Annotated in this window: 10 protein-coding genes; 9 read left to right on the top strand and 1 reads right to left on the bottom strand. The window is 75.0% G+C overall.

Annotated elements, in window-relative coordinates; genetic code table 11:
• The first annotated feature begins 206 nt into the window (after positions 1-206).
• The 9 genes from CKY47_RS33905 (at position 207) to CKY47_RS33865 (ending at position 9,476) form a co-directional block, all read left to right on the top strand.
• Positions 207-1,523 carry a GlnX family signal transduction membrane protein gene (locus CKY47_RS33905; protein ID WP_306750450.1) on the top strand — a complete coding sequence of 439 codons (1,317 nt, stop codon included), beginning with the start codon at positions 207-209 and terminating at the stop codon, positions 1,521-1,523.
• Positions 1,520-2,479, top strand: a complete 960-nt coding sequence (locus CKY47_RS33900; RefSeq protein ID WP_306750449.1) for a glutamate ABC transporter substrate-binding protein — start codon at positions 1,520-1,522, stop codon at positions 2,477-2,479. The genes CKY47_RS33905 and CKY47_RS33900 overlap by 4 nt, the downstream gene beginning before the upstream one ends.
• A gap of 1 nt (position 2,480) precedes the next feature.
• Complete coding sequence (locus CKY47_RS33895; RefSeq protein WP_306750448.1) at positions 2,481-4,787, top strand: tetratricopeptide repeat protein; 2,307 nt, start codon at positions 2,481-2,483, stop codon at positions 4,785-4,787.
• On the top strand, positions 4,787-5,791 hold the full coding sequence (locus CKY47_RS33890; RefSeq protein WP_306750447.1) for a protein phosphatase 2C domain-containing protein: 1,005 nt from the start codon (positions 4,787-4,789) through the stop codon (positions 5,789-5,791). The genes CKY47_RS33895 and CKY47_RS33890 overlap by 1 nt, the downstream gene beginning before the upstream one ends.
• Complete coding sequence (locus CKY47_RS33885) at positions 5,781-7,109, top strand: vWA domain-containing protein (protein WP_306750446.1); 1,329 nt, start codon at positions 5,781-5,783, stop codon at positions 7,107-7,109. Before CKY47_RS33890 ends, CKY47_RS33885 begins: the two co-directional genes overlap by 11 nt.
• Entirely contained in the window at positions 7,109-7,786 is a 678-nt protein-coding gene (locus CKY47_RS33880) for an FHA domain-containing protein (protein WP_306750445.1), read from the top strand. Before CKY47_RS33885 ends, CKY47_RS33880 begins: the two co-directional genes overlap by 1 nt.
• A 137-nt stretch (positions 7,787-7,923) precedes the next feature.
• Positions 7,924-8,742, top strand: coding sequence for a CPBP family intramembrane glutamic endopeptidase (locus CKY47_RS33875; protein WP_306750444.1), 819 nt, complete (start codon positions 7,924-7,926; stop codon positions 8,740-8,742).
• A gap of 39 nt (positions 8,743-8,781) precedes the next feature.
• Entirely contained in the window at positions 8,782-8,973 is a 192-nt protein-coding gene (locus CKY47_RS33870) for a hypothetical protein (RefSeq protein WP_306750443.1), read from the top strand.
• Positions 8,955-9,476, top strand: a complete 522-nt coding sequence (locus CKY47_RS33865) for a hypothetical protein (RefSeq protein ID WP_306750442.1) — start codon at positions 8,955-8,957, stop codon at positions 9,474-9,476. The genes CKY47_RS33870 and CKY47_RS33865 overlap by 19 nt, the downstream gene beginning before the upstream one ends.
• Positions 9,477-9,518: 42 nt before the next feature.
• Here CKY47_RS33865 and hrpA read toward each other — a convergent pair whose 3' ends face one another.
• Positions 9,519-13,424 carry an ATP-dependent RNA helicase HrpA gene (gene hrpA, locus CKY47_RS33860; RefSeq protein ID WP_306750441.1) on the bottom strand — a complete coding sequence of 1,302 codons (3,906 nt, stop codon included), beginning with the start codon at positions 13,422-13,424 and terminating at the stop codon, positions 9,519-9,521.
• Between the last annotated feature and the right edge of the window lie 281 nt (positions 13,425-13,705).

Here is a 13,705-nt window from a genome sequence, read left to right as displayed (position 1 = left end):
GGGCGGTCGGTGCCGAACCTCCGGATGAGGTCGGGGTGGGGGCCCGGGCGGGGGTGTGGCGCGTCCGGTCGCCCGCTCTCCGCCGTCCGGGCGCAGGTCGCCCACGTGCGCCGCGACGATCACGGCGACCACCGCGGACGCCGCGCCGTGGTGGGCCGATCGCGTCCCGGTCGGGTCGGGTCCGATCTACCCTGTGGGTGTGGCGAGTGGCGCCGATCACTTCCGGGAAGGGGGCGGTCGTGCTGGTCGAGGTCCCGCGGAGCCGGGGCGGGTTGAACCGGGTGACCGGTCTGGCACGGAGCACACCGGGGCGGCTGAGCCTGCTCGCGCTGCTGCTGATCGTGGTGAGCCTGCTGGTGGGCGCGGTGACGGCGCTGTCGGTGCAGCGGCGCTCGGCGGCGTTGGAGGCGCTGGCCGACCGCAGCGAGCCGCTCGCGTTCGCCGCGCAGGAGGTGTACCGGGCGATGGCCGACGCGGACGCGACCGCCGCCAGCGCGTTCCTGTCGGGCGGGGTGGAGTCCGCGGCGCTGCGCGGCCGCTACGAGGACGACGTGGCGAAGGCGGCGGCCGCGCTGTCGGCGGCGACCAGCGGGACGGCCCGGTCGGAGCGGGTCGGGGGGGCGCTGGCGACGCTGTCGGGGCAGCTGCCCGTCTACACGGGGCTGGTGGAGACCGCGCGCACGCACAACCGGCAGGGCAACCCGGTCGGCGCGGCCTACCTGCGGGAGGCGTCCACGCTGATGCGCACGCGGCTGCTGCCGGCGGCGCAGGAGCTGTACCGGGTGGAGAACGCGAACGTGGTGCGCGACCTGGAGGGCGCGGGGTCGCCGCCGTGGGCGGAGCTGCTGCTGGGCGCGGCGGCGCTGGCGGCGCTGGTGCTGGCGCAGCGCTTCCTGACCCGCCGCACCAACCGGGTGCTCAACCCGGGTCTGGTGGTGGCGACCGCGGTGACCGCGGTGTCGCTGCTGTGGGCGCTGGGGGCCAGCCTGCTGGTGGTGTCGCACGTCTCGGCCGCCAAGGACGGGGCGACGCTGGTGGACGTGCTGGCGCGGGCGCGGATCGCGACGCTGACCGCGCGCGGCGACGAGACGCTGACGCTGGTGGCGCGCGGCAACGGCGGGGACTACGAGAACGCCTACGCCGAGGCCGACCGGGTGCTGGCCGAGCAGCTGGCCAGGGCCCGCGGGCTGGTGGCGTCGGCGCACCTGGACGGGGCGGTCGAGCACCACGGCCGGTGGCGGGAGGCGCACCGGCAGGTGCGGGAGGCCGACGTGCGGGGCGACCACACGGTGGCGGTGGCGGTGGCGCTGGGCCAGGACGCGGCGGGCGCGGCCACCGCGTTCGACGCGCTGGACTCGGAGCTGCTGGCGGCGATCGGGGCGGCCCGGGCGGAGCTGACGCTCGCCATCGGCGAGGCGCGCGGTGCGCTGCGGGGCGTGGTGGTCGCGGTGGCGGCGCTGGCGCTGCTGGCCGCGGCGGCCTCGACGTCCGGGGTGTGGCAGCGGTTGAAGGAGTACCGGTGACACGGCCGCGCGCGGCCCCGCCCGCGCTGCTCGCGGTCGCGCTGCTCCTGCTCGCGGGGTGCGCGCCGGTGCCCAGCTCGGCGCCGCCCATCGGGGGCGCGTCGGCGGAGGTGCCGCGCCCGGCGGACGCGGTGGAGCTGACCGCGCCGCCCAGCGCGGCCGAGGCGGCGCCCGAGTCGTGCGACCCGACGGCGAGCCTGCGCCCGACCGCGCAGGCCGGCGGTCCGACCCTGGACCGGATCAGGGCGCGCGGGCGGCTGGTGGCGGGCGTGGACCAGAACACCTACCTGATGGGGTTCCGCAACCCGTCCTCGGGCGAGCTGGAGGGCTTCGACGTGGACATGGCCCGCGAGGTGGCGCGGGCGGTGCTGGGCGACCCGGCCGCGATCCGGTTCAGGGTGCTCACCTCCGACGAGCGCATCCCGGCCCTGGAGCGGGGCGAGGTGGACGTGGTGGTGCGCACGATGACGGTGACCTGCGAGCGGTGGCGGAGGGTGGACTTCTCCACGGTCTACCACCAGGCCGGACAGCGGGTGCTCGTGCCGGCGAACTCGACGGCCATCGGCCTGGAGTCGCTGGGCGGGCGGAAGGTGTGCGCCACCAAGGGGTCCAGCTCGCTGGCCTTCGTGGCGCGCGCGCGGCCGCGACCGGTGGCGGTGTCGGTGCCGAACTGGACGGACTGCCTGGTGATGCTCCAGCAGGGCCAGGTGGACGCGATCTCCACCGACGACACGATCCTGGCCGGGTTCGCCGCCCAGGACCCCTACACGAAGGTGGTGGGCCCGCGGTTGACCGCCGAGCCGTACGGCATGGCGTTCCCGAAGGGCGCGGAGGACTTCGTGCGGTTCACCAACGCGCTGCTGGAACGGCTGCGCGCGGACGGCACGTGGGCCGCGGTCCACGGCCGCTGGCTGGGTCCGCCGCCCGCTCCGCCGGCCGCGGTCTACCGGGACTGACGTGCGCGGGCGGGGCGGGGCGGGGACGTGCCCGAGGCCGGGGTGCGGCGGGGACGTCGAGGACGACGGGTTCTGCGAGGTGTGCGGGTTGGAGGCGCCGCCCGTCGTCACGCCCCCGCCCGGGCCGGTGCCCACGGGGTCGGTGCCCACGGGCGCCTGCCCGGGGCCGGACGACGGGCCGGACACCGGGCCGGGGACGGCGCGGTGGTCGGGTGGCGCGTCCGGGCCGTCGGGCGGCCGGTCGTGGCGCTCCTCGACCCGTTCCCCGTCGCGCGGCCGGTTGGGCGCGGGCCTGGTGGAGGTGCCGCCGGTGCCCTACCGGGACCCGACGACGGCGGTGCTGACCGACCCGGAGGTGCCCGAGGCGAAGCGGTTCTGCTCGGCGTGCGGCACGCCGGTGGGCCGCGGTCGCGACGGGCGGCCCGGCCGGGTGGAGGGGTTCTGCGCGCACTGCGGGCACCACTACTCGTTCACGCCGAAGCTCGCGCCCGGCGAGGTGCTGCACGACCAGTACGAGGTGCTGGGCTGCCTGGCGCACGGCGGCCTGGGGTGGGTCTACCTGGCCGCCGACCACGCGGTGAGCGACCGGTGGGTGGTGCTCAAGGGCCTGCTGGACTCCGGTGACGCCGACGCGATGGCCGCGGCGATGGCCGAGCGGCGGTTCCTGGCCGAGGTGGAGCACCCCACCATCGTCAAGATCCACAACTTCGTGCGGCACGCCGACCGGGTCAGCGGCGAACTGGTGGACTACATCGTGATGGAGTACGTCGGCGGGACCTCCGTCAAGGACATGATCAACAATAGGCGGGCGGCCGGCGCGGGCACCGAGGCGCTGCCCGTGGCGCAGGCCATCGCCTACGCCCTGGAGGTGCTGCCCGCCCTGGGCTACCTGCACGGGCTGGGTCTGCTGTACTGCGACTTCAAACCCGACAACGTGATCCAGACCGAGGAGCAGTTGAAGCTGATCGACCTGGGCGCGGTGCGCCGCGCCGACGACCGCCACTCCCCCATCTACGGCACCATCGGCTACCAGGCCCCCGAGATCGGCTCGGTGGGCCCCTCGGTGGCCTCCGACCTCTACACGGTGGGCCGCGCGCTGGCGGTGACGAGTTTCGCGTTCGACTTCCGCGGCGCGTTCACGGAGTCGCTGCCCACGCCGGCGCAGCAGCCGCTGCTGCGCCGCCACGACTCGTTCCACCGGTTCCTGCTGCGCGCGACGCACCGCGACCCGGAGCAGCGGTTCGCCTCGGCCGAGGAGATGGCCGAGCAGCTGACCGGCGTGCTGCGGGAGGTGCTGGCGGAGCAGGACGGCGTGCCCCGACCGGGGCTGTCGCTGCAGTTCACGCCGGAGCGGCGGGCGTTCGGCGTGGAGGGGCCGGTGGTGGCGCGGGCGGCGGCGTCGGGGTTGCCGGTGCCGCAGGTGGACACCTCCGACGAGGCGGCGGGGTTCCTGGCCACGGCCGCCTCGGGCGACCCCGGGCAGCTGGTGACCTCGCTGCGGGCGGCGCCGGTGCGCACGGTGGAGGTGCGGTTGCAGGTGGTGCGGGCGCTGCTGGAGGCCGACCGGGTCGACGAGGCGGTGGCCGAGCTGGACGGGCTGGTGGCGGCGGCCGCGCTGGACCCGCACGACCCGTGCGGCCCGGCGGAGGACGACTGGCGGCCCGGCTGGTACCGGGGTGTGGCGGCGCTGCTGCGGCGACGGCCCGCCGAGGCGCGGGCGGCGTTCGGGAGGGTGCGCGACGTGCTGCCCGGCGAGGCCGCGCCCAAGCTGGCGGTCGCGGTGGCCGCCGAGCTGGCGGGCGACGCGGACGCGGCGCGCGCCGGCTACGAGGTGGTGTGGCGGACCGGCCGGGCCCACGTGTCGGCGGCGTTCGGGCTGGCCCGGGTGCTGCTGGCCGGCGGTGACCGCGACGGTGCGGTGCGGGTGCTGCACTCGGTGCCGGAGACGTCGAGCCACCACGTGGCCGCGCAGGTCGCGGCGGTGCGGGCGCAGGCGGGCGGTGAGCGGCTGTCGGACGTGCTGGCGGCCGGGACGAGGTTGTCGGGTTTGGAGTTGGACGTGGCGAGGCGGGTCGGGTTGACGGCGGAGCTGCTGCGCGCGGCGCTGGCGCTGGTGTCGGGGGCGTCGCCGCCCGACGGCGGGCCGGCGCCCGCGGCGCGGCTGCTGGGGTGCGAGCCGACCCCGACAGGGCTGCGGCTGGGGCTGGAGCGCTGCTACCGGCAGCTGGCCCGGCTGGCCGACACCCCGGAGGAGCGCATCGCGCTCGTCGACCGCGCGAACGCGGTCCGGCCCAGGACGCTGTTCTGATGGGCGGGGAGACGTGCCCGGAGTGCTCGGCGCCGGTGTCGCCGAAGGACCGCTTCTGCGAGGCGTGCGGGCGCAACCTGCGGGTGCGGCGCACCCCCGTGGGCGGGCCGGGGTCGCAGTGGCCGCCGCTGTGCGCGTGCGGCGGGGCCGAGTTCGACGAGGACGGGTCCTGCGAGGCGTGCGGGCGGGAGCGGCCCTCGGCTCGCGACCGGGTGGAGTTCGCGCTGCCCGGCGTGGCGGGGATCAGCGACCGGGGCCGGCGGCGGCGGCGCAACGAGGACTCGATGGCGTTCGGCCGGGTGCGGGGGCGCGGCACGGCGGTGGTGGTGTGCGACGGGGTGGCGTCCTCCGAACGCGCCGAGCAGGCCTCGCAGGTCGCGGTGGACACGGCGGCGGACGTGCTGCTGACCGGGTTGCAGTCGGGCACCCTGCAGTCGGCGCGCGACGCGGAGCGGGCCACGGCGGAGGCGGTGGTCGCGGCCAACGCGGCGGTGGCCCGGCTGGCCCGGCCGGAAGCGGCGGAGGTGGCGCCGTCCTGCACGTTCGTCTCGGCGGTGGTGACCGACGGATCGGCGACGGTGGGCTGGGTCGGCGACAGCCGCGCCTACCTGGTGGCCGAGGCCGGTGCGGCCCGGTTGACCTCGGACGACACGTGGGCGGCGCAGCTGGTCGCGCAGGGCGTGCTCACCGAGGAGGAGGCGCTGACCGACCGGCGGGCGCACGTGCTGTCGCGCTGGCTGGGCGCGGACTCGGGGGTGACCGGGCCGCAGACGGTGACGTTCATGGTGGAGACGCCGGGGCTGCTGGTGCTGTGCAGCGACGGCCTGTGGAACTACGTGCCGGAACCGGAGGACCTGCTGGCGGCGCTGCCGCCGGAGGCGATCGCGCGCCGGGTGGCGCCGCTGGAGGTCGCGCGGGCGCTGGTTCAGGTGGCGTTGGCCGCCGGGGGGCACGACAACATCACGGTGGTCGTCGTCCAACTGCGGGGTGGCGGTGGCTCCTGAGTTCGCGGTCGAGGTCCGCCAGAACGAGCACCTGCCCGCCGGCGCCGGGCGGGTCGAGGCGGTCGTGACGGTGACGGCGACCGGCGGGGCCCGGGCGGGACCGGCGGCGGACGCGGCCGAGGTGCTCGTCCTCGACACGTCGGGGTCGATGCGCTCCCCTCCGGAGAAGCTGGCCGAGGCGGTGCGGGCCGCGGAGGCGGCGCTCGGCGTGCTGCGCGACGGGGTGCGGTTCGCGGTGGTCGCGGGCACGGACACCGCGCGCGTGGTGTACCCGCCCGGCCCGGGCCTGGCGGTGGCCGGGCCGCGCACGCGGGCGGCGGCGACGCGGGCGGTGCGGCGGCTGCGCGCCGCCGGCGGCACGGCGATGGGCCGGTGGCTGCTGCTGGCCGACGCCCTGCTCTCCGGGCCGGACGCGGGTGGGCCGGACGCGGCCGGTCCGGGCGGCAGGGTGTCGGGTGCGGGGCCGCGGCACGCGATCCTGCTGACCGACGGGGAGAACCGGCACGAGTCGCCCCAGGAGCTGGTGGCGGTGCTGGAGCGGGTGGCCGGGCGCTTCACGTGCGACTGCCGGGGCGTGGGCACCGACTGGCGGGTCGCCGAGCTGCGGGGCATCGCCGAGGCGATGCTCGGCACGGTGGACATCGTGGCCGACCCGGCGGGGTTGGCGCGCGACTTCGAGTCGATGACCCTCGCCGCGATGGGCAAGGCGGTGGCGGACGTGTCGCTGCGGCTGTGGACGCCCGGGCACGCCGAGGTGGTGTTCCTCCGGCAGGTGGCGCCGGCGCTGCTGGACCTGACCGGGCGGCGCAGGCGCACCGGCCCGCGCACGGGCGAGTACCCGACCGGGGCGTGGGCGGCCGGGGAGAGCCGCGACTACCACCTGTCGGTCCGGGTGCGGCCCGCGGCGGTGGGCGAGCGGATGCTGGCCGCGCGGATCGCCCTGGTGGGGCCCGGCGGGGTGGTGTCGGGGCGCGGGCGGGTGCTGGCGGTGTGGACCGACGACGCGGCGCTGTCCACGCGCATCCCCCCGGAGGTGGCCCACTACACGGGGCAGGCGGAACTGGCGGAGGCGATCCGGGAGGGCCTGCGGGCGCGCCGCGCGGGTGACGCGGCCCGGGCGACGGCGCGACTGGGCCGCGCGGTGCGGCTGGCGCACGAGTCCGGCAACACGGGAACGGCGAAGCTGCTGGCCGCGGTGGTGGAGGTGCGCGACGCCGCCTCGGGCACGGTGCGGCTGCGCGCGGACGTGGCGGAGGTCGACGAGATGACCCTGGACACCCGGTCGACGGTGACCAAGCGGGTCGGGAGGGAGCAGTGATGGCGACGTGCCCGGCGGGCCACGGTTCGACGACCGACGACTCCTGCGAGGTGTGCGGCGCGCCGATCGCCGACGCGGACGCCCCCGCGGTGCCGGCGACGGCGTCGGCCGTCACGGTCGGCGTGCCGCCGGTGGTGCGCGACGGGGTGTGCGCGGTGTGCGGCGCGCCGCGCGTGGGCAGGTTCTGCGAGGCGTGCGGGCACGACGCGCTCGCCGCGGTGCCCGCCGTGCCGGTGTCGTCGCCCGCGGTGGCGCGGGCGGCCTGGCACGTGACGGTGGAAGCCGACCGGGAGTACTTCGACCGGGTGGTGGCGGCCGGCGGGCCGGACGCGGAGTCGATGCGGTTCCCCGGGTTCTGCCCGCCGCGCCGGTTCGACCTGGCGGGCGACCAGGTGACGATCGGGCGGCGCAGCCGGTCGCGCGGCATCTTCCCGGGCGTCGACCTGGTGGGGCCGCCGGAGGACCCGGGCGTGTCGCACCACCACGCGCTGCTGGTGGACTCCGGCGACGGGTGGGCGGTGGTGGACCTCGCCTCGACCAACGGCACGACGTTGAACGGCTCGACCGAGCCGCTGCCGCCCCACGTGCCGGAGCCGCTGCGACCGGGCGACCGGGTCCACGTGGGCGCCTGGACCACGATCACGCTGCACCGGTCGGGCGGCGACCAGGTCCGCTGACCCCACCGGGGCCCGACCCCCATGCCTGGTGGCGCGCCGGGCGGCGCTGGTCCGAACGGTCGAGGCCGGTCGGCCCGATCGCGGTCTTTCCGCCCGGACGCGGGCCGCCGAGTCGATCACCGGCCTACGGTGGTGGGGTGCGGATCACAGGGGGAGCCGCCGTCCTGGGGGCGGGACTGGCGGTGTTCGCCGGCTCGGCGCTGCTGCTGGTGCTGACCGGTCACACGGGCGTGCGGTACTCGGCCGACCACGACGGCACGGTGCCGCTGTGGTCCCGGTCGGTGCCCGCGCTGGTGGGCGTCGCCCTGGTGCTGCTGACACCCGCGGCACGCCCGGAACCGGCCCGCCCCGGACCGGCGGGCGTGCGGGGGCAGGCGTGGCTGCTCGCGGGCGCGGCGCTGGCGTTCGCGGTGGTGCTGCACCTGGTGCCGGGCGAGACCGCGTACCTGGTGGCGAAGCTCGCGCTGCTGGCCGCGCTGCCGGCGGTGCTGCTGCGGCGGTCCCGGTGGTCGCCGACGCCGCCCGACGCGCGGTGGGCCCCGGTGGCGCCGGTGGCCGGGTGGCTGCTGGTGTCCTACGCGACCCCCCTGGCGCCGCCCGCGGTCGACGACCCGGCCGCCGACGGCGTCCTGGTGCTGCTCGCGGCACTGGTCGTGGGGTTCCTGGCGAACGCGCTGCTGGAGGAGCTGTTCTACCGGCGCTGGTTGCAGGCCCGCTGGGAGGTCCTGGTGGGTCCGTGGGCGGCGATCGTGCTGTCCTCGCTGCTGTGGGCGGTGTGGCACACCGCGATCCAGGGGCGCGGCGACCTGCTCGTCGACCTGGCCTCGGCGGTGCTCAACCAGGGCGTGACCGGGGTGTTCCTGGGCCTGCTGTGGGCCCGCTACCGGCGACTGTGGCCGCTGCTGGTGGTGCACGGGGCGGTCAACGCGCTGCCGCTGCTGCCGGGGCTGCTCTGACGGGGTCTTGTCGGCGGGTGGGGATCTCGGGAGGAGCGGATGTCCGACGCGGTGGACGCGGTGCCGGCTCAGTGGGCGCGGGAGCGCCCCGACGTCGACCTGGTGGACGGGATGCTCGCCGAGCACGTACGGCTGCTGGAACCGCTCGACGCGCGCACCCGGACCGCGGTCGCCGACGCGCTGCGGTCGCTGCCGGAGGGGTGCGGGCAGCCGTGCGCGCACTGCTGCTGATCGGCGGTGGCGCGGGCGTGGGCAAGTCGTCCGCCGGCTGGGAGGTCTCGGCGCTGTGGCAGGCGCGGGGCACCGCGCACTGCCACGCGGAGGGCGACTTCCTCGACCAGATCCACCCCGCCCCCGCCGACGACCCGCACCGCACCGCGATCACCGAGCGCAACCTGGCTGCGATCTGGGCGAACTACGCCGCACTCGGCCAGACCCGGCTGATCTACACGAACACGGTCAGCGTGCTGGAAGAGCCGATGATCGTGCGCGCCCTCGGACCGGGTGACCCCGTGCGGGTGACGTCCGTGCTGCTCACCGCCACCGAGGACACCGTGCGCGCACGACTGGCGGGCCGGGAGGTCGGCTCCCTGTTCGACGCCCACGTGCGGCGCAGCCTCGCGGCCGCGCGCACGCTCGACCGCGACGCCCCACCGCACACCGCGCGCATCGCCACCGACGGCCTCCCGGTCGTCGCCGTCGCCGCGCGCATCGCCGACCTCGCCGGCTGGTGACCCCCACCGGTGCCGCCGGACCGGGTCAGCCGCCGGACGGGGTCAGCGCGGCACCGCGTCGAGCGCCTTGAAGATCCGCTTGTCCGACACCGTGTAACGGGTGCCGATGGTCTGCGCGAAGTAGCTCAACCGCAGCTCCTCGATCATCCACCGCACCTCGTCCAACTCCGGGTGCGGCTCGTCGGCGGGCAGGCTCGCCCGCAACTCCCGGTACTCCGCGTGGACCCCGTGCACCCGGTCCATCCACTCCTGGTCGCGGCGCACGTTCTCCGGCAGCTTCTCCAACCGCCGCGCGATGCCCAGCAGGTAGCGGTGCACGTCCCCCAACCGGGCCGCACCCGCCTCCGTGACGAAACCCTTGTGCACCAGCCCGTTCAACTGGGCCCGGACATCGGTCAGGGACTCCTCGAACACCGCCCCGCGCACCCCGCCGATCCGCAGCTCCACCTCCTGCGCGGCCTCCAGCACCGCGCGCACCCCGCCCACCACCTCGAACACCGCCGCACCCAACCCCTTGCGGACGCGCTCGGTCAGCGCGGCGAACGACGCCCCGTCCCACACCGGCCCACCCGCCTCGCGCAGCAGCTCGTCCACCGCCGCCGAGATGCAGTCCGCCAGCAGCGGCGCCACACCACCGTGCGGGTTGCGCGTCAACGCCAGCTTCTCCGCGTTCGACAGGCCCCGTTGCAGCATCTTCACCGGCGAGGGCACGTTGAGCAGCAACAACCGCCGGGTACCGCGCCACATCGCCTGCCGCTGCCGCCCCGGCGTGTCCAGGATTTCCACCGCGACGCTGTCACCCTTGTCCACCAGCGCCGGGTAGGCCGTCACCACGATCCCCGACTGGCGACGCTGCACCGTGCGCGGCAACTCCCCCACGTCGCCCCACGTGGTCAGGCCCGTGCGGGCCAGGTTGCTCGCCGACGCGGCCAACGACTCACGCAACCGCCCCCGCAGCTTCGCCTTCAACGCGGCCAGGTCCTTGCCCTGGGCCAACTCCCGGTCGTTCTCGTCCACGATCCGAAACGTGAGCTTCAAGTGCTCGGGCACCTGGTCGAGCTGCCACTCCCCACGCGGCACCACCACCCCCGTCAGGGCCCGCAGCTGCCGCTCCAACGCCGGCAGCAGCGGCTCGTCCTCCCCGATACCCGCCAACACCGCCGCCGCCACGTCCGGCACCGGCACGAAGTTGCGGCGCACCGGCTTGGGCAACGACCGGATCAACGCCACCACCAACTCCGTGCGCAACCCCGGCACCTGCCAGGACAGCGAATCGTCCGGCACCGCCGTCAACGCCGGCAGCGGCAGGTCCACCGTCACCCCGTCCACCGCCGCACCCGGCTCGAACCGGTACGTCAACGGCAGGTCCAACCCGCCCCGCGTCAACCGGTCCGGGTACGCCTCGGGCGTCACCGCCGACGTCGAGTTGACCAACATCGCCCTGTCGAAGGTCAACAAATCCGGCGTGGCGCGCCGCGCCTTCTTCCACCACGCGTCGAAGTGCCGCACCGACACCACGTCCGCCGGCACCCGCCGGTCGTAGAAGTCGAACAGCGTCTCGTCGTCCACCACGATGTCACGACGCCGCGCCCGCTCCTCCAACTCGCCCACCTCGGCCAACAGCCGCTTGTTCCGCTCGTAGAACTCGTGGTGCGTCGTCCACTCCCCCTGCACCAACGCGTGCCGCAGGAACAACTCCCGCGACACCTCCGGGTCGATCCGCCCGTAGTCGACCTTCCGCGACGCCACCAGCGGCACCCCGTACAGCGTCACCTTCTCCAACGCCACCGCCGACCCGCGCCGCGCCTCCCAGTGCGGCTCGCTGTACGTGCGCTTCACCAGGTGCGCGCCGAGCTTCTCCGCCCACTCCGGCTCGATCCTCGCCACCATCCGGCCCCACAGGCGCGACGTCTCCACCAGCTCCGCCGCCATCACCCACTGCGGCGGCTTGCGGAACAACGACGACCCCGGGAAGATCGCGAACTTCGCGTTGCGCGCACCCAGGTACTCCGTCGCCGCCCGCTTGCCCGCCTCCCGCTTCGGCACGTCCTTCACACCGATGTGCGACAACAGACCCGACAGCAACGACAGGTGCACGGTGCGCGGGTCCGCCGGCTGCTCGTTGACGTGCACCCCCAACGTCTTCACGACCTGCCGCAACTGCTGGTACACGTCCTGCCACTCGCGCACCCGCAGGTAGTTGAGGAACTCCGCCCGGCACAGCCTGCGGAACTGGTTCGACGACAGCTCCTTCTGCTTCTCCCGCACGTACCCCCACAGGTTCAGGTACGCCACGAAATCCGAATCAGGGTCCCTGAACCGCGCGTGCTGCTCGTCCGCCGCCTGCTGCTTGTCACTCGGCCGCTCACGCGGGTCCTGGATCGACAACGCCGCCGCGATCACCATCACCTCGCGCACGCACCCGTTCGCGTCCGCCTCCAGCACCATCCGCGCCAACCGCGGGTCCACCGGCAACTGCGCCAGCTTCCGCCCCAACGGCGTCAACCTCTGCTCCGCCGGGACGATCGCGCCCAACTCCTGCAACAGCTGCACGCCGTCGTTGATGTTGCGCGCCTCCGGCGGGTCGATGAACGGGAACGCCGCGATGTCGCCCAACCCGATCGACGTCATCTGCAGGATCACCGACGCCAGGTTCGTGCGCAGGATCTCCGGATCGGTGAACTCCGGCCGCGCCTCGAAGTCCTCCTCGCTGTACAACCGGATGCAGACGCCCTCCGACACACGCCCGCAACGCCCCTTGCGCTGGTTCGCCGACGCCTGCGAGATCGGCTCGATCGGCAACCGCTGCACCTTCAACCGGTGGCTGTAACGCGAGATCCGCGCCGTCCCCGGATCCACCACGTACTTGATGCCCGGCACCGTCAACGACGTCTCCGCCACGTTCGTCGCCAACACCACCCGCCGCCCCGAGTGCGGCTGGAAAACCCGGTGCTGCTCCCCGAACGACAACCGCGCGTACAACGGCAACACCTCGGTGCCCCGCAACTCCAACGCCGCCAACGCCTCCGCCGTGTCCCGGATCTCCCGCTCACCCGACAGGAACACCAGCACGTCACCAGGCCCCTCGGCCTGCAACTCCCGCACCGCGTCGCAGATCGCCTGCGTCTGGTCCCGATCAGGGTCCGCGTCCGGGTCGTCCGGGTCCACCACCGGCCGGTACCGCACCTCCACCGGGTACGTCCGACCCGACACCTCGATGATCGGCGCGTCCCCGAAATGCCGCGAGAACCGCTCCGGGTCGATCGTCGCGGACGTGATCACCACCTTCAGGTCCGGACGCCGCGGCAACAACTGCGCCAGGTACCCCAGCAGGAAGTCCACGTTCAGACTGCGCTCGTGCGCCTCGTCGATGATGATCGTGTCGTAGCGCGACAGCGTCCGGTCGGTCTGCAACTCCGCCAGCAGGATGCCGTCCGTCATCAACTTGACCAGCGTCTCGTCCCCCGACTGGTCCGAGAACCGCACCTTGTACCCCACCGCGCCGCCCAACGGCGTGCCCAACTCCTGCGCGACCCGCTCCGCCACCGTCCGCGCCGCCAACCGCCGCGGCTGCGTGTGCCCGATCTGACCCAGCACCCCCCGCCCCAGCTCCAGGCAGATCTTCGGCAACTGCGTCGTCTTCCCCGACCCCGTCTCACCCGCCACGATCACCACCTGGTGATCACGGATCAACGCGGCGATGTCGTCCTTGCGCGCACTCACCGGCAACTCCGCCGGATACGTGACCTTCGGCACGGCCTCACGGCGCAACGCCACGCGCAGCTCGGCGGCCTCGATCTCCGCCTCGATCTCCGCCCGCACCGCGGCACGGGCCTTCTCATCGCGCACCTTGCGCGCACCGTCAAGCCTGCGCCCCAGCCGCCGCTGGTCCCGCGACATGAGAACGGACAGACGTTGACGCAGGTCAGCGTGGGAGGTGGTACTCATTTGGACCAAGGATATCCGGGCCCGCGAAACCCGGCCGCCCATTATCCGGCGAACCTCCCCACACCCCCACGCCCCGACCACCACCCACGACCCGCCACACCCCCCGCGCTAGGGTCCACCCGTGCCACAACCCTGGGCCAACTCGGGCGTTGACCTGCACCTCGACCTCGACCCCGCCGACGGACGCCGCACCGGACTCGAACGCGCCCTCCGCGACGCCATCCGCACCGGACGCCTCACCCCCGGCGCACGCCTGCCCGCCACCCGCGCACTCGCCCTCG

The organism is Saccharothrix longispora, from assembly GCF_030852425.1.
Classification (GTDB): domain Bacteria; phylum Actinomycetota; class Actinomycetes; order Mycobacteriales; family Pseudonocardiaceae; genus Actinosynnema; species Actinosynnema longispora.
The sequence above is the reverse complement of the archived record's forward strand: the minus strand, read 5'-3'. Positions and strand labels throughout refer to the sequence as shown.

What these genes read in the sequence shown, in the direction of transcription:
- CKY47_RS33880 (WP_306750445.1), top strand. Translation starts at nt 7,109, where the DNA reads ATGGCGACGTGCCCGGCGGGCCACGGTTCGACGACCGACGACTCCTGC.
- CKY47_RS33890 (WP_306750447.1), top strand. Translation starts at nt 4,787, where the DNA reads ATGGGCGGGGAGACGTGCCCGGAGTGCTCGGCGCCGGTGTCGCCGAAG.
- hrpA (WP_306750441.1), bottom strand. Translation starts at nt 13,424, where the DNA reads ATGAGTACCACCTCCCACGCTGACCTGCGTCAACGTCTGTCCGTTCTC.
- CKY47_RS33870 (WP_306750443.1), top strand. Translation starts at nt 8,782, where the DNA reads ATGTCCGACGCGGTGGACGCGGTGCCGGCTCAGTGGGCGCGGGAGCGC.